14 protein-coding genes are annotated in these 22120 nt (G+C 68.7%); 8 read left to right on the top strand and 6 right to left on the bottom strand.

Features of this window, described 5'->3' with window-relative positions:
- Positions 1-5 precede the first annotated feature (5 nt).
- The 3 genes from kdsA to CEW88_RS00225 are packed head-to-tail and all read right to left on the bottom strand — an operon-like array spanning position 6 to position 2595.
- Positions 6-827 carry a 3-deoxy-8-phosphooctulonate synthase gene (gene kdsA, locus CEW88_RS00235; protein ID WP_108967436.1) on the bottom strand — a complete coding sequence of 274 codons (822 nt, stop codon included), beginning with the start codon at positions 825-827 and terminating at the stop codon, positions 6-8.
- A 29-nt stretch (positions 828-856) separates the two neighbouring features.
- Positions 857-1645: a 3-deoxy-manno-octulosonate cytidylyltransferase gene (locus CEW88_RS00230; protein WP_108964159.1), complete on the bottom strand. Its 789-nt coding sequence runs from the start codon at positions 1643-1645 to the stop codon at positions 857-859.
- A complete protein-coding gene (locus tag CEW88_RS00225) occupies positions 1642-2595 on the bottom strand; it encodes a KpsF/GutQ family sugar-phosphate isomerase (RefSeq protein WP_108964158.1) in 954 nt (317 codons plus the stop codon). The genes CEW88_RS00230 and CEW88_RS00225 overlap by 4 nt, the downstream gene beginning before the upstream one ends.
- 244 nt (positions 2596-2839) lie before the next feature.
- On the opposite strand from CEW88_RS00225, the gene CEW88_RS00220 reads away from it, so the two are divergent.
- Positions 2840-3274 carry a GNAT family N-acetyltransferase gene (locus tag CEW88_RS00220; protein WP_217626433.1) on the top strand — a complete coding sequence of 145 codons (435 nt, stop codon included), beginning with the start codon at positions 2840-2842 and terminating at the stop codon, positions 3272-3274.
- Positions 3275-3280: 6 nt separating this feature from the next.
- Here CEW88_RS00220 and CEW88_RS00215 read toward each other — a convergent pair whose 3' ends face one another.
- Entirely contained in the window at positions 3281-3781 is a 501-nt protein-coding gene (locus CEW88_RS00215; RefSeq protein WP_108964157.1) for an SH3 domain-containing protein, read from the bottom strand.
- 106 nt (positions 3782-3887) lie between these two features.
- Between CEW88_RS00215 and CEW88_RS00210 the strand changes: the two genes are divergently transcribed.
- The 3 genes from CEW88_RS00210 to CEW88_RS00200 all read left to right on the top strand — a co-directional run bounded on the left by CEW88_RS00210 (position 3888) and on the right by CEW88_RS00200 (position 6799).
- Positions 3888-4874, top strand: a complete 987-nt coding sequence (locus CEW88_RS00210; protein WP_108964156.1) for a 2-hydroxyacid dehydrogenase — start codon at positions 3888-3890, stop codon at positions 4872-4874.
- 45 nt (positions 4875-4919) lie between these two features.
- Positions 4920-5774 carry a dTDP-4-dehydrorhamnose reductase gene (rfbD, locus tag CEW88_RS00205; protein WP_108964155.1) on the top strand — a complete coding sequence of 285 codons (855 nt, stop codon included), beginning with the start codon at positions 4920-4922 and terminating at the stop codon, positions 5772-5774.
- Between the two features lie 140 nt (positions 5775-5914).
- Positions 5915-6799 carry a hypothetical protein gene (locus CEW88_RS00200; protein WP_108964154.1) on the top strand — a complete coding sequence of 295 codons (885 nt, stop codon included), beginning with the start codon at positions 5915-5917 and terminating at the stop codon, positions 6797-6799.
- Between the two features lie 133 nt (positions 6800-6932).
- On the opposite strand, the gene CEW88_RS00195 is transcribed toward CEW88_RS00200, so the two are convergent.
- Positions 6933-8498 (bottom strand): 2-isopropylmalate synthase, encoded by a 1566-nt coding sequence (locus CEW88_RS00195; protein WP_108964153.1) that lies wholly within the window; start codon positions 8496-8498, stop codon positions 6933-6935.
- Between the two features lie 344 nt (positions 8499-8842).
- On the opposite strand from CEW88_RS00195, the gene CEW88_RS00190 reads away from it, so the two are divergent.
- Positions 8843-11812, top strand: coding sequence for a calcium-binding protein (locus CEW88_RS00190; protein ID WP_108964152.1), 2970 nt, complete (start codon positions 8843-8845; stop codon positions 11810-11812).
- Positions 11813-11863: 51 nt separating this feature from the next.
- On the opposite strand, the gene epsE is transcribed toward CEW88_RS00190, so the two are convergent.
- Complete coding sequence (gene epsE / locus CEW88_RS00185) at positions 11864-13072, bottom strand: exopolysaccharide biosynthesis GT4 family glycosyltransferase EpsE (protein WP_108967433.1); 1209 nt, start codon at positions 13070-13072, stop codon at positions 11864-11866.
- A 151-nt stretch (positions 13073-13223) separates the two neighbouring features.
- Here epsE and CEW88_RS00180 point away from each other — a divergent pair, with 151 nt between their 5' ends.
- The 3 genes from CEW88_RS00180 to CEW88_RS00170 all read left to right on the top strand — a co-directional run bounded on the left by CEW88_RS00180 (position 13224) and on the right by CEW88_RS00170 (position 22118).
- On the top strand, positions 13224-14090 hold the full coding sequence (locus CEW88_RS00180) for a glycosyltransferase (protein WP_108964151.1): 867 nt from the start codon (positions 13224-13226) through the stop codon (positions 14088-14090).
- Positions 14087-15454, top strand: a complete 1368-nt coding sequence (locus CEW88_RS00175; protein ID WP_108967431.1) for an oligosaccharide flippase family protein — start codon at positions 14087-14089, stop codon at positions 15452-15454. The genes CEW88_RS00180 and CEW88_RS00175 overlap by 4 nt, the downstream gene beginning before the upstream one ends.
- A gap of 268 nt (positions 15455-15722) precedes the next feature.
- Positions 15723-22118 carry a type I polyketide synthase gene (locus CEW88_RS00170; RefSeq protein WP_108967429.1) on the top strand — a complete coding sequence of 2132 codons (6396 nt, stop codon included), beginning with the start codon at positions 15723-15725 and terminating at the stop codon, positions 22116-22118.
- Positions 22119-22120 lie beyond the last annotated feature (2 nt).

Raw genomic sequence — 22120 nt, 5'->3', positions numbered from 1 at the left:
GGCGCTTACGCCCCTTTTGCCACCTCGTCGAGCGCGCGCAGCGTCGTCAGCAGCGCGCCGAGCCGGTCCACGGGCACCATGTTCGGCCCGTCCGAGGGGGCGTTGTCCGGATCCTCGTGGGTTTCGATGAAGACCGCCGCGCAGCCCACGGCCACGGCGGCGCGGGCCAGCGTCGGCACGTATTGCCGCTGGCCTCCCGACGACGTCCCCTGTCCGCCCGGCAGCTGCACCGAATGGGTGGCATCGAAGACCACCGGGTAGCCGGTTTCCGCCATGATCGGCAGCGCGCGCATGTCCGAGACCAGCATGTTGTAGCCGAAGCTCGCGCCGCGCTCGCACAGCAGCAGCCGCTCGTTGCCGGTGCTGGCGATCTTGTCCGCCACGTTTGCCATGTCCCAAGGTGCCAGGAACTGGCCCTTTTTCACGTTGATCGCCGCACCGGTCTCGCCCGCCGCCAGCAAGAGGTCGGTCTGGCGCGACAGAAACGCGGGGATCTGCAGGATGTCCACGGCCTGCGCCACCGCGCTGCATTGCTCGGCGGTGTGGATGTCGGTGAGCACCGGCACGCCGAACTCGGCGCCGATCTGCGACAGGATCGACAGCCCCGCCTCCATGCCGATGCCGCGCTTGCCCGAGAGCGAGGAGCGGTTGGCCTTGTCGAAGCTGCCCTTGAACACCCACGGGGTGCGCGCGGCCTCGGCGGCGGCGGCGATCTTTTCGGCCAGCATGCGCGCATGCTCGAGGCTTTCCAGCTGGCACGGCCCGGCGATCAGCGCCAGCGGCGCGTCATTGGCGAAGGTGACGGATTTGACGGCGACGGGTTTCATGGCGGGACTCCGGACGGGTTCCTGGGCGGTCATGCGATGCCTTCCTTCTTCAGAACGGCCTCGATACGGGCCACGTCGACGGGGTTGTTGAGCTCCCAGAACACCCGGCCCCGCGCCTCGACGGGCACGCAGGTGACCGGCGTTCCGTTCTCGAGAAAGCGCAGTTGCTCGAGCCCCTCGGCGCGCTCCAGCGGGCCCTCGTTCCAGGCGGCGTAGCGGCGCAGCGCGTCGGGGCGGTAGCCGTAGACGCCGACATGGTGCCAGACCTCGGGCGGGGTTTCGAGGTTGCCGACGTAGGGCAGCACCTCTTTCGAGAAGTAGAGCGCGGTGCCGTCGTGGCGCATCACCGCGGTGGTGCCGCCGACGCGGCCGGCGTGGCGGTCGGTGACGAAGTTGGCCAAGGTCTCCGGGTCGGTCTTCAGCACCGGGGTGGCCATCTCGACCGACCGATCCTGCATCGCTGCGATCAGCGCCTCGATGAACCACGGCGGGGTCAGCGGTGCGTCGCCCTGCAGGTTGATGACAATCTCCGGCGCGCCGTCCAACTGCGCCACCCCCTCGGCACAGCGCTCGGTGCCGTTGCGGGCCTCGGAGGAGGTCATCAGCACCTCGGCGCCGAAGCCGCGGGCCGCCTCGGCGATGCGGTCGTCATCGGTCAGCACGTAAACCGCCGAGACGCCCTCGACGGTCAGGGCGGCCTCCCAGGCGCGCTGAATCAGGCTTTTCTTCTCGCCGGTGGCACCGGCGAGCTCGACCAGCGGCTTGCCCGGGTAGCGCGACGAGGCGTAGCGAGCGGGGATGAAAATGACCGCGCTCATGCCACACCTGCCCGCAGCGCGTCGTGGATGTGCAGCAGCCCGACGAGGCGCTCGGCCTCGTCGACCACCAGAAGGACGGTCCGTTTCTTCGCGTTGAGCACGCCGAGTGCCTCCGTAAGCAGGGTGTCGGGTTGGGTGACCAGCGGGCCGGGCGTGGCAACCTCGCCCGCGCGGCGCTCGAGCAGCCCCTCCATGTTGCGGCGCAGGTCGCCGTCGGTGATGATGCCCGCGACGCGGCCCTCGGTGACCACCGCCGCGACGCCGAAGCCTTTCTGCGACATGACCACCAGCGCCTCGCTCATCGGGGTGGTCGGGCTGACGACGGGCAGCTCGTCGCCCTTGTGCATCACCGCCGAGACCCGCAGCAGTGCCGCGCCGAGCGAGCCGCCGGGGTGGAAATGTGCATAGCTGTCGCGGCCGAAGCCGCGGTTGCTCATCAGCGCCACGGCCAGCGCGTCGCCGAGCGCCATGCACAGCGTCGTCGACGTGGTGGGCGCCATGCCGATGGCGCAGGCCTCGGGGGCGTCGGGCAGCAGCAGGATGTGATCGGAGGCGGTCGCCAGCGTGCTCTCTGCGCGCTTGGTGATGGCGATCATCGGAATCGAGAAGCGCGCGCAGTAGCCGATCATGTCAGCCAGCTCACGGGTCTCGCCGGAATTGGAGATCAGGATCACCGCATCCGCCGAGGTGATCATGCCAAGATCGCCATGGCTGGCCTCGCCGGGGTGGACGAATTGCGCCGGGGTGCCGGTCGAGGCCAGCGTGGCGGCGATTTTCGCGGCGACATGGCCGGACTTTCCCATGCCGGAGACGATGACCCGGCCGCGGATGTTCAGCAACAGAGAGACCACGGCGTCGAACTCCGCGGGCAGTTCGTCGGAGAGCCGGACCAGCGCCTCGGTCTCGGTGGCCAGCACCCTGCGGGCGATGTCGGAAGGGGTTTCGGACATGGGGATCCCTGATCTTGAGATGCCCGCGTGTTATCCCGCAATCGTCGGCTTGTCCAATGGCGCGGCGCGGCAGGAGCGGTCCTGCCCGGGGCACAGATCGCCCGTCGCGACGGCGCAGCGACTCGTCAGCGCGGGACGGGCGGCGCCGCAGCTCGGGCAGCGGGCGCGAAAGAGGCAGTTTGCCGTTTGCGTGCCCGCGCCGCGCCGCTATGGAAAGGCACCTTTCGCAAGAGGACCGGACCACATGCAGATCACGCGCCGTATCGCCACGCCTTCGGACGCGCCGCCGCTCGCCGAGCTGCGGGCCGAGGCGATGCGCCCGAGCCTCGAGGCGCTGGGGCGCTACGACCCGCTGCGCGTGCGGCGGCGGTTCCTCGACAGCTTCGATCCGGCGGAGACGGTGGTTCTGCTGCAGGGCGATCAGCTTGCCGGCTTTTTCGTCCTGCGCCGGCGGACGGAAGAGCACTATCTCGACCATCTCTACCTTGCCGCGCAAGCGCGCGGCCTCGGGCTTGGCCGCAGGGTCATCACGGAGTTGCAGGACGACGCGCGGGCGGCGGGCGTGCCGATCCGGCTCATGGCGCTCAAGGGCAGCCCGGCGAACCGCTTCTACCGCGCCTGCGGTTTCGAGGCCGTGGGCGAAGAACCTTTTGACGTGCTCTACCGCTGGCAGCCCTGAGCGGGGCTATTCGAGAATCTCGTCCGCCTTGACGCCCCAAACCGCGGATTTCGGTGCCCAACCGTCGTAGCCGCCGGCGGACAGTTCGCACCAGTCCTTCTCGCAATGCTCGAGATGGGCGATCACCCCGACCGCCAGCTTGGCCTCGACCGGGGCGTCCGGATCGGGGCGCAGGTGCAGCTCGAGCATGTCCTGCTCGACAAGCACCGTGCGCACCCCCGACAGCAGCGCGTAATGGATCCAGCCGCCCATGCCGTCCTTGTCGCGCACCCGGCGCCAATGGCCATATTCGGCGATGATCTCGAGCGGCATGTCCCGCCGGGTATAGACCCAGTCGATGCGGTGGGTGAGCGAGGGGCCGCGCCGGGCGTTGCCCTCGTTGGTCTTCAGCGACACGTAGCGCGGCAACGGCAGGTTGGTGACCGGCCCGCGCTCTTCGGCCGCCTGCGCGGCCGTGCCGCAGAGCAGGGCGGCAAGCAGCCCCGCCAACACAGAAGTCCTGACCATCGTGTCTGTCCTGCTCGAGATTTTACGCCGGGGTTCTTGTGCCCCGTGCATGCTTGCGACAGTGTGCCAAAGCAAAGAGCGTAAGGAAAGGGAGGCCCTGACCGGAATGCCGCAGAAACGCCTGACTGTTGTCGTGACGCGACGTTTGCCGGAGGTGGTGGAAACCCGCCTGAGCGAGCTTTTCAACGTCAAACTGCGCACCGACGACCTCGCGATGACTCGCGCGGAATTGACCGAGGCAATGGCCGAGGCCGACGTCCTGGTGCCGACTCTGACCGACCAGATCGACGCCGGGCTGATCGCCCAGGCCGGACCGCGACTCAAGCTGATCGCCAATTATGGCGCGGGCGTCGATCACATCGACGTGGAAACCGCCCGGGCGCGGGGCATCATGGTGTCGAACACGCCGGGGGTGATGACCGACGACACCGCCGACATGGTGATGGGGCTGATGCTGGCGGTGATGCGCCGCATGCAGGAGGGGCTCGCCACGATGCAGGAGGGCAACTGGGCCGGCTGGGCGCCGACCGCCTTCCTCGGCACGCGACTTGGCGGCAAGCGGCTCGGCATTCTCGGCATGGGGCGGATCGGCCAGGCGGTGGCGCGGCGCGCCTCGGCCTTCGGCATGCAGATCCACTACCACAACCGCCGCCGCCTGCGAGAAGAGACCGAGGAGGCGCTCGAGGCGACCTACTGGGAGAGTCTCGACCAGATGGTGGCGCGGATGGATGTGGTCTCGGTCAACTGTCCGCACACCCCCTCGACCTTCCACCTGCTCAACGCCCGTCGGCTGCGGCTGATGAAGCCCTCGGCGGTTCTGATCAACACCTCGCGCGGCGAGGTGATCGACGAATCGGCGCTGACCCGGATGCTCAAGGCGGGCGAGCTGGGCGGTGCCGGACTCGACGTGTACCAGCACAAGATCAAGGGCAACCCCGAGTTGGTGAACATGCCGAACGTCGCGATGCTGCCGCACATGGGCTCGGCGACGCTCGAGGGGCGCATCGAGATGGGCGAGAAGGTGATCATCAACGTCAAGACCTTCGCCGACGGGCACCGCCCGCCGGATCAGGTCGTGCCGGCGATGCTCTGAGCCGCCGGGACAACATTTCCTAGATATTCAAGACACGGGTAGATCATGCGAATTCTGATGTTCGGATCGACGGGGCAAGTCGCGCGCGAGATCGAGCGCCGCGCCCCCGTCGTCTCACTGTCCCGCCAGGACGTCGACCTTACCGACCCGGCCGATTGCGCCGAAGCGGTGCGGGCCGAGGCCCCCGACGTGGTGATCAACGCCGCCGCCTATACCGCCGTCGACCAGGCAGAGAGCGACGAGATCACCGCCGCGCGGGTCAACGGCGAGGCGCCGGGCGCCATGGCGCAGGCCTGCGCGGACCTCGGCATCCCCTTCATCCACATCTCGACCGATTACGTTTTCGACGGCACCGGCGATCAGCCGTTTGTGCCGGATGCGCCCACCGCGCCGCTCGGCGCCTATGGCCGCACCAAGCTGGCGGGCGAGGAGGCGGTGCGCGCCGCGGGCGGTCCGCATGCGATCATCCGCACCAGCTGGGTGGTTTCGGCCCACGGCAAGAACTTCGTGAAGACCATGCTGAAGCTCGGCGCCGAACGCGACAGGCTGACCATCGTCGCCGACCAGATCGGCGGGCCGACCCCGGCGGCGGACATCGCCGAGCTTTGCCTCGCCGCCGCGAGCCAGCTCATCGAGGCGCCGGAGAAGTCGGGCACCTACCACCTCTCGGGCGCCCCCGACGTGAGCTGGGCCGACTTCGCCCGCGAGATCTTCGCCCAGTCGGGGATCTCCTGCGAGGTGGTCGATATCCCGACCTCCGAGTTCCCGACCCCGGCGAAGCGCCCGGCCAATTCGCGCCTCGACAACAGCGCGACCGAGGCCGCCTTCGGCCTGCCGCGTCCGGACTGGCGGGTGGGTCTGGCAGCGATCCTTGCGGAGCTTCAGGCCCAGGAGGGCTGAGACCCTCCGTCGCGCGGAGCCCGCTCGCATTCTCTTAAAAACTCCGGGAGTCTCCGTTTTCCCGCCATGCTTCCGCACCCTTTCCGCCCCGCGTATGCGCGAATGTGGCGGCATCGCAACGAAGCGGATGAGGGTGACCCATGGAGCGGACACTGGAACGCGGCCTGTCGTCCTGGCAGGCCCGGGGAACGGGCAACGGCGCCCATTACGATCCTGCGGCACATGATTTGGCCTGCGTCGATGCTGGCATTGCGGCCGGGGTCTTCGGGTATCAGGCGGTCGTCGCGCGGGCGGACGCGCTGGACGAGGCGCGCGTCGAGGATGCGCTGGCCGAACATGCGCTTGCGCATGATCAGGGGCTTCTTGCGCAGGGCCGGAAATCGAAACTGGCGCTGCTGCGCGGCGAGGCCGATGGAAGCGTGCGCGGGCTGCGCAACGCGGTGATCAGCATCGGATACTGGGTCGAGTCTCATCAAGCGTCCGAAGGGACCGCGACGGTTCCTACCGAGGCGGGCTACGCGGAAAGCTGGCGTATTGGCTGGGCGGAGCGCCTGCCCGAGATCATGCAGCTCTCCGTCGATGGCCCGCTCGAGGACATGGGGCTCGAGTCCAGCGGACATATCCCTCGGAGCGACCCAGTGCCGCATCCTTTCGCGCCGCAAGGCACGACGGGCGCCGAGGGCGCGGGGCCTTCCGACGCCGGGCGTGCCTTTCTCGAAGAGATGTTGGCGGATGAGGACGAGCCCCCGGGCTTCGACTTCGCCAGCCACGACGCGGCGGGCAGCCCGGTGCAGCACGGGCAGGAGGCTCTGGCGCAGGAAGAGCTGATGTTGCTCGAGAACCAGTACGCCGCGCTGCATGGGGCACTTTTCGACGGAGACGCCATCTGGAAGGTGCAGGGCGACATCGGCCATCCCCCTGAGGCCGCGTCGCATCACGGCCCCGAGCACCCCGCCGCTCCCGACGGACAAGGTGACCACGGCCAGCCCCTACATGCGGTGCTCTTCGACGGGCATTTCGCCTGAGCGCAGCGCGTCCGGTCGTTGCGCAGAAAGTCCCCGCGCGCCATTGCCGGACCGCCAGAAAAAAGCCCGCTCCAAAGGGAGCGGGCTTTGATCTGTCACGACAGGGACCTGTCAGCCGATGGCTGCAGGGGACTCAGCCAAATTCCTTGTAGCTGATTTCCTTCTGGTCGGTGCCGGTCTTGCTGCGGCGCACGTGCAGTCGGTTGAGCGCGTTCACATAGGCCTTGGCAGACGCATAGACCGTATCGGTATCCGCCGACTGACCCGTGGCGATCTTGCCGTCCTCTTCGAGGCGCACCGAGACGGTTGCCTGCGCATCGGTGCCCTCGGTCACCGCGTTCACCTGGTAGAGCTGCAGCCGCGCCTCGTTGGGATAGAGCGCCCGCACTGCCTTGAAGGTGGCGTCAACCGGGCCGTCGCCTTCCATCACACAGGACTTCTCTTCGCCGCCCACTTCCATCTCGAGCGTCGCCTCGGCCGGGCCGCCGGTGCCGCAGACGACCTTGAGCGAGACGATCTCGAGGTGATCGGCGCCATCGGTCATCGCCGCCGTCACGAGCGCGAGGATGTCCTCGTCGAAGACCTCCTTCTTGCGGTCGGCAAGGTCCTTGAACCGCACGAAGATGTCCTTGAGCTGGTTGTCACCAACGTCGACGCCGAGGTCCTTGAGCTTGGCGCGGAGCGCGGCGCGGCCCGAGTGCTTGCCGAGCGGCAGCGAGGTGCCCGCGAGACCCACGTCCTCGGGGCGCATGATCTCGAAGGTTTCCTTGTTCTTGAGCATGCCGTCCTGGTGGATGCCCGACTCGTGGGCAAAGGCGTTCTTGCCGACGATCGCCTTGTTGAACTGCACCGGGAAGCCCGAGACCGTCGCGACGCGGCGCGAGATGTGCATGATCTTGCGGGTGTCGATCTTGGTCTCGAACGGCATGATGTCGCCGCGCACCTTGAGCGCCATGACCACCTCTTCGAGCGCGGTGTTGCCCGCCCGCTCGCCAAGGCCGTTGATGGTGCATTCGATCTGCCGCGCGCCGGCCTCGACGGCGGCGAGGCTGTTGGCCGTCGCCATGCCGAGGTCATTGTGGCAGTGGGTCGCGAAGATGATCTCGTCGGCGCCCGGCACCTTCTCGATGAGCATGCGGATCAGCTCGGCCGATTCCACCGGCGCGGTGTAGCCCACGGTGTCGGGGATGTTGATCGTGGTGGCGCCCGCCTTGATGGCGATCTCGACCACGCGGCACAGATAGTCATGCTCGGTCCGGGTCGCATCCATGGGCGACCATTGCACGTTGTCGCAGAGGTTGCGGGCGTGGGTCACCGTCTGATGAATGCGCTCGGCCATCTCGTCCATGGTGAGGTTGGGGATGGCGCGGTGCAGCGGCGAGGTGCCGATGAAGGTGTGGATGCGCGGGCGGTTGGCGTGTTTCACCGCCTCCCAGCAGCGGTCGATGTCGTTGAGCTGCGCGCGGGCAAGGCCGCAGATCACCGCGTGCTTCGAGCGCTCGGCGATCTCCGAGACGGCGCGGAAGTCGCCCTCGGAGGCGATCGGGAAGCCCGCTTCGATGATGTCGACCCCCATCTCGTCGAGCAGCTCGGCGATCTCGAGCTTCTCGTCGTGGGTCATGGTCGCGCCGGGCGACTGCTCGCCGTCACGGAGGGTCGTGTCGAAGATGTACACGCGGTCTTTGGCTTGGTCTGTCATTTTTCGGATCTCTTGAGTCGTCGTCCTGGAAAGGGTTCGCCGGCGCGAAACGGTCCTCCTCTGAGCGGTCGCGCCGAGATGCGCGCTCAGAGGCGGATTAGGACTAGACGCAGGCCAAGCGCAACCGGCGCGCGGAATGCACGTGCAGCAGCGGGGATATGGCCAAGGGTCATCATGGCCGCGACTATACGCAGCGGCAGCGAAATGAAAACCGCAAATACCGCGAGAGGCCCGGAAAGTTACGCCGCAGTGCAGCACGTCCCTTGTGCCGCTTGAGTGACCGCACCGCGTGCCCATATGTTCCGGGAAAGCCGTTTGGTTCAGGGTCGTTTCGGGGGAATTTCATGGTCGGGCGTTTTCTGAGGGCAGCATTGCTGGCTGCCGGCTGGCCCCTTGCAGCGCTGGCGCAGGAGGGCGGCAGCCCCGAGCGCGAGGTCTATGTCTTCGGCAACTCGCTGGTGCATTTCCTCGGGCAGGAGGCGCATAGCAACACGCCCTACTGGCTCGCGCAGCTGGCGCAGGCAGATGGCGCGCGGCTGTCGCTCGACGGGCAATGGGGCTTCCTGCGCGACTTTTCCGACAACCTTCCACCCGAACCGAACTGGACAATCCCCGGGGTGAGCAACCATTGGGACCCGGGGCGCGGCGCTTTCGGCGATGCGGGCTTCGACGCGGTGCTGATCACCCCGGCGAACTTCCTGCAGTACCAGGTCTCGGACGCGCCCTATCCGGGCAACAACCCATCGGGCACCAGCCCGATGGATGCGATTCTCACTGTTGCCGACTGGGTCGAGGGGCACGCCCCCGGCACGCCGCTCTGGATTTACGAGGGCTGGCCCGACATGGCCTCGGTCGCCGGGGACTATCCGCCCTCGGCGCGGGGGATGCGGCGCTACCACGATTACACGCTCGGCGCCTATGGGGTCTGGTACGATGACCTGCTGGACAAGCTGCGCGCGGCGCGTCCCGGCCAGCCGGTGCAGCTCATTCCGGTGGCGCGGGTGCTGTCGGAGCTGCTCGAGGAGGGCGGGCCGCTGCAGGATGTGCCTGCGCAGGCGCTCTACGTTGACGATGCGCCGCATGGCACGCCCTCGCTTTACTTCCTTGCCGCCATGGTGACCTACAGCGCGCTTTTCGGCGCGCCGCCCCCCGAGGGCTATGCGCCGCCGCCCGAGATCGACCGAGAGATCGCCGCCGTCTACCCACAGATCGCCGCGCATGTCTGGCAGGTGGTCTCCGAGGGTCTGCCCGAGAAGGCCGCGGCGGTGGCGCCTCCGGGAAAAGCGCCCGAACAGGGTGCCGCTGAGCCGGCCGCAGACACGTCGCTGCCGCCGCGCCCACGGCTTGCACTGCCCGACGCCGGGGCCCGCCCCGAGGGTGCCCCGGCCTTGGCCATGGGGCTCAACGGCCTGTCGGACTGGTCCACCCAGCATCCCTTTGTCGACCTGATGAAATCCTCGCGGCCTTGGATTGGCCACTTGCCGGGGCAGTGGGGCGGGGTGGAGATAGACGCGCTCCGCGCCCTTGGTGTGTTGGACGAGAATGGGTGGCCGCTGCGCATCCCCGAGGGGGTCGAGCGGCTGGAAGCCCTGCTGCTCACCGATCAGCCCGAGGCCGCGCAGCACCTGCGCGGCACCTACGTGGTGATCTGGCAAGGCAAGGGCGATCTGCAGCTCACCGGCCGCGCCAGCCGCGTGCGCATGGATGAGGGTCGTGCGCTCTTCGACTACGCGCCGGGCGAGGGCTCGGTGGGCATCTCGATCTCGGCCATCGATCCCGAGGACCCGATCCGCGACATCCATGTGGTGCGCGAGGATCAGGTGGCGCTCTTCGAAGCCGGGGCGCTGTTCAATCCGCACTGGTTGGCGCGCATCCACGACCTGCGCAGCCTACGCTTCATGGACTGGATGATGACCAATGGCTCCCCGGCGCAGCGCTGGGATGACCGCCCCCGCTTGAGCGATGCCACCTGGACCGCCTGGGGCGTGCCGCCCGAGGTGATGATCGACCTTGCCAACGAGGTCGGCGCCGATCCGTGGTTCGCCTTGCCGCATATGGCCGATGACGACTACGTCCGCCGCTTCGCCGAGCTGGCGAAGGCGCGGCTCGATCCGGGGCTCAAGGCCTATGTCGAATATTCCAACGAGGTCTGGAATTTCATCTTCCCGCAGGCGCAATGGGCGACCCAGCAGGCCGAGGCGCGCTGGGGCAGCTCGGAGACGGGCTGGATCCAGTTCTACGCGCTGCGCGCCGCGCAGGTGATGGACATCTGGAGCGAGGTTTACGGCGCAGAGGCCGGCGCGCGGCTTGTCCGGGTGATCTCGACCCACACCGGCTGGCCGGGTCTCGAGGAGCAGATCCTCACGGCGCCGCTGGCCTATCTCGCGCTCGGGCGCGCGCCGCAGGAGAGCTTCGACGCCTACGCCGTCGCGGGCTACTTCGGCTACGAGCTCGGGGGCGAGGAGATGGCGGGGCAGATGGACGACTGGCTCTCGCGCGCCGAGATGCAGGCGCAGGAGGACGGCGAGGCGCAGGGGCTGCGCCGCGTTGCCCTGCGCGAATACGTGAAGGAACATCGTTTTGATGCCGCGATGCTGCCGGTGGCGCTCGCGCTGCAGGAGGGCTCGCTGGCGGAGCTGACCGGCGAGATCCTGCCCTATCACGCCGAGGTTGCCGACAAGGCCGGGCTGCGGCTGGTGATGTACGAGGGCGGCACGCATGTGGCGGCGCAGGCGGAGCGGCTGCAGGACGAGAGGCTCACCGCATTTTTCGAGCAGTTCAACTACAGCCCCGAGATGGCCAAGCTCTACGAGCAGCTGCTGACTGGCTGGATCGCGGCGGATGGCACGCTCTTCAATGCCTTCGTCGACGTCGCCCCTGCCTCGCAATGGGGCAGCTGGGGGGCGCTGCGGCATCTCGATGATGCAAACCCGCGCTGGGACATGCTGATGAGCTACAACGCCGCGGCGCCCACCGATTGGGAAGAGCGCCCCGCGGGCACCTTCGACGACGGGCTGCGCCTGCGCGGCGCGCATGGGGGCGCGACGCTGGAGGGCAGCGCGCGGCCCGATGTGTTGCTTGGCGGGGCCGGGGACGATCTGCTGATCGGCAAGGGCGGCGACGATCACCTCAACGGGGGCGGTGGCGAGGATCGGGCGCTGTTGCCGGGCGCGCAGGGGGAGTACACCTTCACGCACGATACGGCAGGGCGGCTGCTGGCGGCGGGGCCGGGCGGGCGGGTCACGCTCTACGCCGTCGAACTTCTGGGCTTCGAGGACACGCCCGAGGCGGAACTCCCCACCGCCGGCCTCTGAGGCCCAACTCTCTTCGAGAAGAGCCGCAAGGGCCCCGGATGGTCTCTGCCGCTACTGCCGCGCGCGCAGGATTTCCTCGACCAGTGTCTCGGCGCCGAGGCTGGCGCGGAAGTTGCGTTCGACCCGCTCCCGTCCGGCTGCGCCAAGGCGGCGGGCGGTCTCGGGGTTCTGCGCCAGGTCGCGGATCGCCCGCGCCAGCGCCGTCGGGTCCTTTGGCGGCACAAGCTTGCCGCAATGGCCATCGTCGATCAGCTCGCGCACCCCGCCCGCATCGGTGCCGATCACCGGCACGCCGCAGGCCATGGCCTCCATGTAGGCCACGCCGAGCGGTTCGTGCCAGGAGGCCAGAACGAAGACATGCGCCGAGAGCAGCTTGTCGCGCACCGCCCCCGCGTCGATCGCCCCCAAGAGCTTCACGTGGTCGCGCAGCCGCAGCTTGCGCAGATGTGCCTCGAGCTCGGCGCGGTAACCGCTGCCGCCGGCGTCATCCTCGCCGGCGATTTCCAACCGTACGTCGACGCCCTGGTCGAGCAGCTGGCGCATGGCCGACATCAGGTCCTGGTGGCCCTTCACCACGTTCAGCCGCCCACAGGAGAAAAGCCGCACCGGGCGGCCCTTCTCGGGCGGCACATAGGGCGCGTCGCGGCGCAGCTCCTCGGTGTCGACCCCCATGGGGCGGATCACCATGCGCGGCGGCAGGTTGTCCCCCAGCGCCGCGTGCAGCTCATCCGTCAGCTTGCGGGTGATCACCGTGGCAAAGGCGGCTTCGCGCCATTTCACCCGCTGGCCAGGGCCGTAATCCGACAGCGGGCCATGCAGGGTCAGCGAATAGGGCGCGCCGCCGAGCCTCTGCGCGAGATTGGCCACCAGCGCGGCGCGGGCGCAGCTGTGCACGTGGACGTGGTCGAGCCCATGCCTCCGCGCGTAGGCCCGCAGCGCCTCGGCGGCCGAGAGCGTCAGCGCCGTGTCCCGGGCAAAGCCCGGCCCTTCGCGCAGGAGGTCGCGCGCAAGCCGACCCAGCAGCAGCCGGGCCAGCGTGGTCGCCGCCGCCAAGGGGCGAATCTCGCCAAGATAGGTGGTGCGGGCAATGGCGTCCTTCGACCAGCTGTGCGCGATCAGCCCGCTGGGCGGCACGCGCGTCGACAAAAGGTGCACCTCGTGGCCCATGGCCTCGAGCGCCTGCACCTCGCGCCAGAAGAAGATATGCGTCTGCCCAGGGAACTGGGGAACGAGATAGCCGATCCGAAGATTTTGCGACAGCGGAACCCCCACGCGTCGAACAGCAGGCCGGGACGGCCGTCGACAATTAAACCACAAACTCCCTCAAATCATTCTTTGGCCATAGTTTGCTGGCAAAGCTACCCTGTCCTGGTGCAGGACATAGGCATGTGTGTCGTCCTTGGTACGGATCATGGCATCTGACGAGTATCGGTTTCCTGGCAGCCCCGCGGTTTCGGTGATCCTGCCCGCCTGCAACGAGAGCGCGCTGATCGGCGCGTGCCTGAAGGCTCTGCTGGCCTCGGACTGGCCCGGGGACACCCCCGCGCCCGAGGTCATCGTGGTTGCCAATGGCTGCATGGATGACACCGCCGCGCGCGCCCGCGGGGCCATCGACGGCTTCGCCGCGCGGGGTTGGCGCCTGCGGGTGATCGAGCGGGCAGAGGGCGGCAAGCTCGCCGCGCTCAATGCCGGTGACGCAGAGGCACTCTCGGGCATCCGCATCTACCTCGACGCCGATGTGACGGTCAGCAAGGCGCTTCTCGCACAGCTTTACGCCGCCCTGAGCCGGCCCGGCGCGCGCTATGCCAGCGGACGGCTGCGGATCACCGCCCACGGCTGGGCCGCTCGCGCCTATGCCCGGACCTGGCGGCAGGTACCCTTCATGTCCGACGGCGTGCCCGGCTGCGGTGTCTTCGCGGTCAACGCCGAGGGCCGCGCGCGCTGGCCCGAGTTTCCCGACGTCATTTCGGACGACACCTTCGTGCGGCTCAGCTTCACCCCCGAAGAGCGCGCCTCGGTGCCTGCGTATTACGAATGGCCCATCGCCGAGGGTCTGGCCGCGCTGGTGCGCGTGCGTCGCAGGCAGGACGCCGGGGTGGCGCAGGTGGGCAAACTCTACCCGCGGCTTCTGGGCAATGACGACAAGCTGCCGCTCTCGGCCATCGGCAAGCTGCGCATGGCGCTGCGCGACCCGATCGGCTTTGCCGTCTACAGCGGTGTGGCGTTGCTGGTGCGGCTGACCCCGCAGGCGCACCCGGAGTGGAGCCGCAGCCGGTGACCACCACCCTGATCCAACGCTTTTCCGGGGCGTCGCTTGGCGCCCGGGTGCTGCGCTCGTCGCTGCTCACCGTCGGCAGCTTTGGCTTTTCGCAGGCGCTGCGGCTCGGCAGCAACCTGATCCTCACCCGGCTGCTCTTCCCCGAGGCTTTCGGTCTCATGGCGCTGGTCTCGGTCTTCCTGATGGGGCTGATGCAGTTCTCGGACGTGGGCGTCACCCCAGCGATCCTGCAAAGCAAGCGCGGCGACGATCGGGCGTTTCTCGACACCGCCTGGACCATCCAGGTGCTGCGCGGAATTGGCCTCTGGCTCAGTGCCTGCGCGCTGGCCTGGCCCATGTCGCTGTTCTACGACGAGCCGCAGCTTCTGCACCTGCTGCCCGTGGCGGGGCTGTCACTGCTGATCGTCGGAGTCCGCCCGACCCGCATGGACAGCGCCAACCGTCACCTGCTGCTCGGCCGGGTCACCCTGCTCGAGCTTGCCACCCAGACCATCGGTGTCGGCAGCGCGGTGCTTCTGGCCTGGGCCACCGGCTCGGTCTGGTCGCTGGTGCTCTCCGGGCTGATCAGCAGCCTCGTCGAGGTGATCGCCAACTCGCTGCTGCTGGCGGGGGGGCGCAACCGCTTCCGCATGGAGCCCGAGGCGCGGCACGAATTGGTGACCTTCGGCAAATGGATCTTCCTGTCGACGGTCTGCGGCTTCTTCTTCAGCCAGGGCGACAAGATCCTGATCGGCAAGTACCTCAGCCTCGACGCTTTCGGGGTCTACAACATCGGCTATTTCCTCGCGTCCTTCCCGATGCTGCTGGGCGGCATGGTGACGCGCAAGGTGCTGATCCCGATCTACCGCGAGAGCCCGCCGAGGCAGAGCCGCCAGAATTTCCTGCGCCTGCGCAAGATGCGCTTTTCGGTGACCGGCGCGCTTCTGGTTCTGGTCGCCAGCTTCGCCGTCTGCGGCCACGGGCTGGTCGAACTGATGTACGACGAGCGCTATCTTGCCGCCGGGGCGGTGACGGTGCTCATCGCCTGCATGCAGATGCCGCAGATCATCGTGCAGACCTACGACCAGGCGGCGCTGGCGGCGGGCGACAGCCGCAGCTTCTTCGTCCTCGCGCTGGCGCGGGCGCTGCTGATGGTGGGCTGCATCCTCGTCGGGCTGGAAACCTACGGGCTGATCGGTGCTCTGCTCGGCTACGGCGCGGCCTTTGCGCTGGCTTATCCGGTGGTGGTCTGGCTGGCGCGGCGCATGGGCGTCTGGGATCCGCTGCACGACCTGTGCTTCGCGCTCTTCGGCGCGGCGCTGGCGGTGCTTGCAATCTCGCTCAACTGGCCCGCCGTCACCGCGCTCAGCAGCCAGGGCTGGTGAGCCCCGCCGGTCTCGCGCCTGCGGCGACAGCGGCCCGAGACACGCGCGGTTACGCCTGATAGTCTCCTTTGCGGCGGACAGTGCCGTGACCTGTCCCGCTTTGTTTCCCGCGACGGCGGATCACGCCGCATTACGCCCAATTTTCTCCGTAATCTGTCTTTACGGAGCATGAGGTCGCGGGGTTTGTGCGAGTGAGGAAGACTTCTTGGACAGTCAACGTGACATCGCCGAGACAGGTATCGCAGAGACGGACATTGCCATCGTCGGCATGGCCGCGCATCTGCCCGGCGCCGCCGATATCGCCACCTATTGGGAGAACCTGCGTGAGGGCCGCCGCGCCATCCGCCGTTTCACCGAGGACGAGTTGCGCGCGGCCGGCGAAGACCCGGGCCTGCTGCGCCACCGCGACTACGTGCCCTTCGGAGCGCCGCTCGATGGTTTCGAGATGTTCGATGCGGAGTTCTTCGGCTTCGCTCCCAAGGATGCGGCGATCATGGACCCGCAGCACCGGCAGTTCCTCGAAACCTCCTGGGAGGCGCTCGAGACCGCCGGTCACGTCCCCGACAGCTTCGACGGCTCCATCGGGGTCTTCGGCGGCGTCGGCATGGGCAGCTATTTCTACGTCAACTTGTGCTCCAACCCCGAGCTCGTCGACAGCACCGGCATGTTCCTGTTGCGCCATACCGGCAACGACAAGGACTTCCTGACCACGCGGCTCAGCTACGTGCTCGACCTGCACGGGCCGTCGGTCAACGTGCAGACCGCCTGTTCCACCTCGCTCGTCGCCACGCATTTCGCCGTTCAGGCGCTGCTCGCAGGCGAATGCGACATGGCGCTGGCGGGCGGGGTGACCATCGAGCTGCCGCAGGGGCGCGGCTATCTCTACCGAGAGAACGAAATCCTCTCGCCCGACGGCGAATGCCATGCCTTCGATCACCGCGCGCAGGGCACGGTCTTCGGCTCCGGCGCCGGGGTCGTGGTGCTGCGCCGCCTCGGGGATGCGCTTGCCGACGGCGATCATGTCTGGGCGGTCATCAAGGGCTCGGCGATCAACAACGACGGCGCGGGCAAGGCTGGCTATCTCGCCCCTTCGGTCGATGGTCAGGCGCAGGCGATCGCCGAGGCGCAGGCCGTGGCGGGCGTCAGTTCGGACAGCATCGATTACGTCGAATGCCACGGCACCGGCACCTATCTCGGTGATCCCATCGAGGTCGCGGCTCTGACCCAGGCCTTCTCTGAAAGCGGCTCCGAGCAAGGGCATTGCCGGATCGGCTCGGTGAAGACGAATATTGGCCACCTCGACACCGCCGCCGGGGTCGCGAGCCTGATCAAGACCTCGCTGGCGCTGCACCATGGGCAGATACCGCCCTCGCTGAGCTACGAGAAACCCAACCCCGCCATCGACTTCGAAAACTCGCGCTTCGTGGTGAACGACAGGCTGACACCGTGGACGCGCGGCGATCATCCGCGCCGCGCCGGGGTGAACTCGCTTGGTGTCGGCGGCACCAATGCCCACGTGGTCCTGCAGGAGGCGCCGCCGCGCCCGGCTTCGGAGGTGAGCGACTGGCCGTTCCAGATCCTCACCCTGTCGGGCCGCAACAAGGCGGCGCTGGAGCAGAACGCGCAGCGCCTCGCCGCGCACCTGCGCGCGCATCCGGAGCAGCCGCTGGCCGATGTCGCCTTTACCCTGAAGCAGGGTCGCCGCGCCTTCGAAAAGCGCCGCGTCGTCGTCGCCGCGAGCCATGAGGAGGCTGCGCGCCTGCTGGAGGAAAACACCCCCCGCCGGGTGCATACCCATAGCGCGCTCGACCGGCCCGACGTCGCCTTCCTCTTCCCCGGCGGCGGCGCGCAATACGCCGGCATGGGGCGCGATCTTTACGAAACAGAGCCTGTTTTCGCCGATTGGATGAACCGCGGACTGGCCGCGCTGGCCGAGATCACCGACGAGGACATCGGCGCCCTCTGGCTGCCCGCGCCGGAAGCGAAGGCGGCGGCCGAGGAGGCGCTGAAACGCCCCTCCTTGCAGCTGCCGCTGATCCTGATGACGGAAGTGGCGCTTGCGAAGCTCTGGATGAGCTGGGGTCTCGAGCCCGCCGCGCTCGCGGGGCATTCCATGGGCGAGAACACCGCGGCCTGCATCGCCGGCGTGATGAGCTTCGAGGATTGCATCGGCCTTGTGCACCTGCGCGGACGGCTCTTCGACACGGTGCCGGCAGGCGGCATGCTCTCGGTCGGCCTGCCCGCCGAGACATTGCAGGGCTACCTCGGCGCCGACCTCGACCTCGGCGCGGTCAATGCGCCCGAGCTTTCGGTGGCCTCGGGGCCTGCAGAGGCGCTGAAATCGCTTGAACAGAGACTGATCGCGGACGGCATCGACTGCCAGCGCATCGCCATCGACATCGCCGCACACAGCCGGATGCTGGAGCCGATCCTCGAGCAGTTCCGCGCCTACCTGCGCTCCATCGACCTCAGCCCGCCGCGCATCCCGCTGACCTCGAACCTCAGCGGCAGCTGGATGACCGACGAAGAGGCGACCAGCCCCGATTACTGGGTCGAGCATCTGCGCGGGACCGTGCATTTCGCCGATTGCGTGGCGACGCTTGCCGCGCATCAGAGCCGCATTTTCCTGGAGGTCGGCCCGGGCAAGGCGCTTTCGTCGCTTGCCCGCCAGCACCCCGCGGTGCCCGGCCAGCAGGTGCTTTCCTCACTGCGCCACCCCGACGAAGAGATCGCCGACGACCGCCACATGTTCGAGGTGCTGGGCCGTCTCTGGGCGCTCGGCGCCGAGATCGACTGGGCGCAGGTTTGGGGCGAGGCCCGCCGCAACCGCGTCGTGCTGCCCACCTACGCCTTCCAGCGCGCGCCCTACTTCATCGCGCCGGGCAAACAGGCCGAGCCCGCGCCGAAGCACCTGATGCGCAGCGACAACCTGACCGACTGGGGCTGGAAGCCGGTCTGGCGCCCGCGCGTCGCCGAGGCTGCGCTGGACGTCACCGAGGCGCTTGCGACGGTCGAGCCGCAGGTCTGGCTGATGTTCATGGACGAGGCCGGGCTCGCGGCCCGCTGCGCCGCGCGGCTCGGTGCCGCTGGCCATGAGGTGATCGAGGTGCGCCCCGGCGATGCCTTCTCCCGCCTCTCGGAAAGCTCCTATATCCTGCCGCCCGAGCGGGGCCGCGAGGGCTACGACCTGCTGCTGCAGGACCTCGCGCTTCGGGGTCATGTGCCCACGCGTATCGCGCATTTCTGGCTGGTCACCGAGGGGGAGACTCACCGTCCCGGCTCGAGCTTCTTCCACCGCGTGCAGGAGCAGGGCTTCTACTCGCTGCTCTTCCTCGCGCAGGCCATGGCCGAGGAACCGCTGCCGCGCCCGCTGCAGATGACCGTTCTGACCACCGGCGCCGCGCAGGTGCAGGACGAGCCGCTGGCGCATCCGTCCAAGGCGACCATCGCCGGACCTGCCCGTGTCATCCCGCGCGAAGTGCCCGGTGTGCGTGTCGAAACGCTGGATCTGGTCCTGCCCGAGCGCGGGGCCCACACGCCCTTTGCCCGGCGCAAGGCCGAGGCCGCGCACGAGGTCGCCTTCGCCCGGCTCACCGATCTCGTGCTCGAGGACCTGCTTGCCGAGCCCGGGGATGCGACCGCCGCCCTTCGACACGGCCGCCGGTTCGAATGCACCATGACCCCCGTGCCGCTGCCCGAGGGCGCGCCGCAGCCGGGGCGGGGGACCTACCTGCTCACCGGTGGCTTCGGCGGCATTGGATTGTCGCTCGGCATGGCCTTCGCAAAGCACGGCGCCAAGCTGATCCTCGTCGCCCGCCGCGCCCTGCCTGCGCGCGAGGGCTGGCCGGGATACCTTGCCCGCCACGCGCCGCAGGAGGCCATCGCCCGCCGCATCCGCGCTGTGCTGGCGCTCGAGGAGGCCGGGGCCGAGGTCATGGTGATCGCCGCCGACGTCTGCAACCGCGCTCAGCTTCAGGCCGCGCGGGAAGCGGCCGAGGCGCGCTTTGGCCGCATCACCGGGGTGATCCATGCCGCGGGCGTCATCTACGACGCGCCTCTGCTGACCAAGACGCCGGCCTCGGTGGAGGACGTCTTCACCCCGAAAATCCACGGCACGCAGGTGCTGGGCGAGGTCTTCCCCGATGGCGCCACCGACTGGATCGCGCTCTTCTCGTCCTCCTCCACCGTCACCGCCCCGGCGGGGCAGGTGGATTACGTCGCCGCCAACGAGTTTCTCAACGCCTTCGCGCGGTCGCGCGCCGGCGGGCAGACGCAGGTCACCGCGATCAACTGGGGCATCTGGAACGAGGTCGGCATGGCCGCCGAGGCCGTCGCCGCCCGCAGCGGAGATCTGCCTGCGCCGCCCGTGGCGCCCGCTGGCCTGCCACTGCTTGGCAACGCCACCTTCGATCGTTTCGGCAACCGGCTGTTCACGAGCACGCTCTCGACAGATGACTGGATCATCGACGAGCACCGCACCCGCGCGGGCGACGCCCTTTTGCCGGGCACCGGCTATCTGACCCTTGCAGCCCATGCGCTGAAGGCGCAGCACGAAGACCAGCCTTTCGAGATCCGCGACCTCGCCTTCCTGCGCCCGTTGCAGGTGGCCGCTGATCGCCCCCGCGACCTTCGCCTGCGACTCACCCGCCGTGACGAGGGGTACGGCTTCGAGGTGCTGGCCGATGCAACGCTGAATGGTCGTTGTGGCTTCGCGCTCACGGCGCAGGCGACGCTGTCGCTCCTGCCCCTGCAGCGCCCGGCACGGCTCGACGTGACAGCCCTGCGCGCCCGATGCGCTGCCCCCGAGCGCGCGCCGCGCGGTAGCAAGCTCGCCGCCGCGCAGGACCAGCAGCTTGCCTTCGGGCCGCGCTGGAAGGTGCTCGACGCCGCGGCGCTGGGGCAGGGCGAGGGGGTTGCCGATCTCTCCTTGCCGCCCGAGGCGGCGCAGGACGGCTGCCTGCTGCACCCGGCGCTTCTCGACATCGCCACCGGCTGGGCGATGGCGCTGATCCCGGGCTGGCAGCCGACCCACCTCTGGGTGCCGGTGTCCTACGCCCGAGTCCGCGTCTACGCACCTTTGCCCGATCGTATCGTGAGCTGGGTCCGCAGTGCGGCGGACAATCGGGCCGAGAGCGGAACCGCCAGTTTCGACGTCACCCTCTGCGCGCCAGATGGCAGCGTGCTGATGGAGATCACCGGCTTCACCCTCCGCCGCCTCGACACGCCCGAGCAGTTGCAGGCCGCGCCGCGGCTCACCGCTGCCGAGCTGGAGACCGAGGACCAGGGCGGAGCGCAGCCGCTCTCGCCCGCAGAGGAGCGGCTGGCCCACACCCTGTCGCAGGGCATCCTGCCCGAAGAAGGCGTCGAGGGTTTTGCCCGCGCTCTGGCGCTCGGCCTGCCGCAGGTGGTGGTCTCGTCGATGGATCTCGACCAGCTCAGACGGCAGAGTGCCGCCGCGAGCCTCGACACGCCCGAGGGACAGGGCTTCGAACGCCCGCAACTGGACAGCGATTTCGTCGCCCCCGAAGGCGAGATAGAGCGCACGCTCGCCGGGTTCTGGCAGGAGCTTCTCGGCGTGCAGAGCGTCGGAGCCGAAGACAGTTTCTTCGACCTTGGCGGGCACAGCCTGATCGCCGTGCGACTGTTTGCCATGGTGCGCAAGGCCTTCCGCGTCGATTTCCCGATCTCGGTGCTGTTCGAGGCGCCGACCATCCGCCGCTGCGCCGCGCTCATCGCCGAGCGCACCGGCCACGTGGGCGGTGCAGAGAGCGAAACGCCCAAGACCCCCGAGCGCCGCTTCACCCATCTGGTGCCGATGCACGACGGAGAGGGCGGGCCGCGCCGGCCGTTCTTCCTCGTGGCGGGGATGTTCGGCAACGTGCTCAACCTGCGCCATCTCGCGCATCTGCTGGGGGCCGACCGGCGCTTTTACGGGCTGCAGGCCAAGGGGCTTTACGGCGGCGAGGCGCCCCACGCGACCATCGAGGCTGCCGCCGCCGATTACATCGCCGAGATGCGGCAGGTGCAGCCCGAGGGCCCCTACATGCTCGGCGGCTTCTCGGGCGGTGGGATCACCGCCTACGAGATTGCCCGCCAGCTCGAGTCCCTGGGCGAAGAGGTCGCGCTCTGCGTCCTGCTCGACACACCATTGCCGACACGCCGCCCGCTCGGACGCGCCGACCGGCTGCGCATCCAGTGGCAGGAAGCCAGGGCCAAAGGACCGCTCTACCCGCTGGTCTGGGCGCGCAACCGCCTGCGCTGGGAGATCGCCAAGCGCCGCGCCAGCGAGGCCACCCATGCCGGGCACGCCTTCCACAACGCCGAGATCGAAGCCGCCTTCCTGCAGGCCGTGGCGCAGTACCGCGTCCGCCCCTGGGACGGGAGACTGGTGCTCTACCGCCCGCCGCTGGTCGGCAAGTGGCAGGTTGGCGGCGGCCGCATGGTAAATTCGGAACGCGCCTACGTGCTGGCCGACAACGACTGGGGACAATATGTGCCCGGGGTCGAGGTGCACGAGGTGCCGGGGGATCACGATTCCATGGTGCTCGAGCCCAACGTGCGGGTGCTGGCCGCGCAAATGCAGCAGGCCATTGCCGAGGCCGAAGCCGAGGCATCTGCCACCGACCGCCGGGCGCTGCCGTTCCCTGCCGAGGCGGCGGAATAGCC

Source organism: Alloyangia pacifica, from assembly GCF_003111685.1.
In the GTDB taxonomy this organism is placed as follows: Bacteria; Pseudomonadota; Alphaproteobacteria; order Rhodobacterales; family Rhodobacteraceae; genus Salipiger; species Salipiger pacificus_A.
This window is presented reverse-complemented; position numbering and strand designations above follow the sequence as displayed.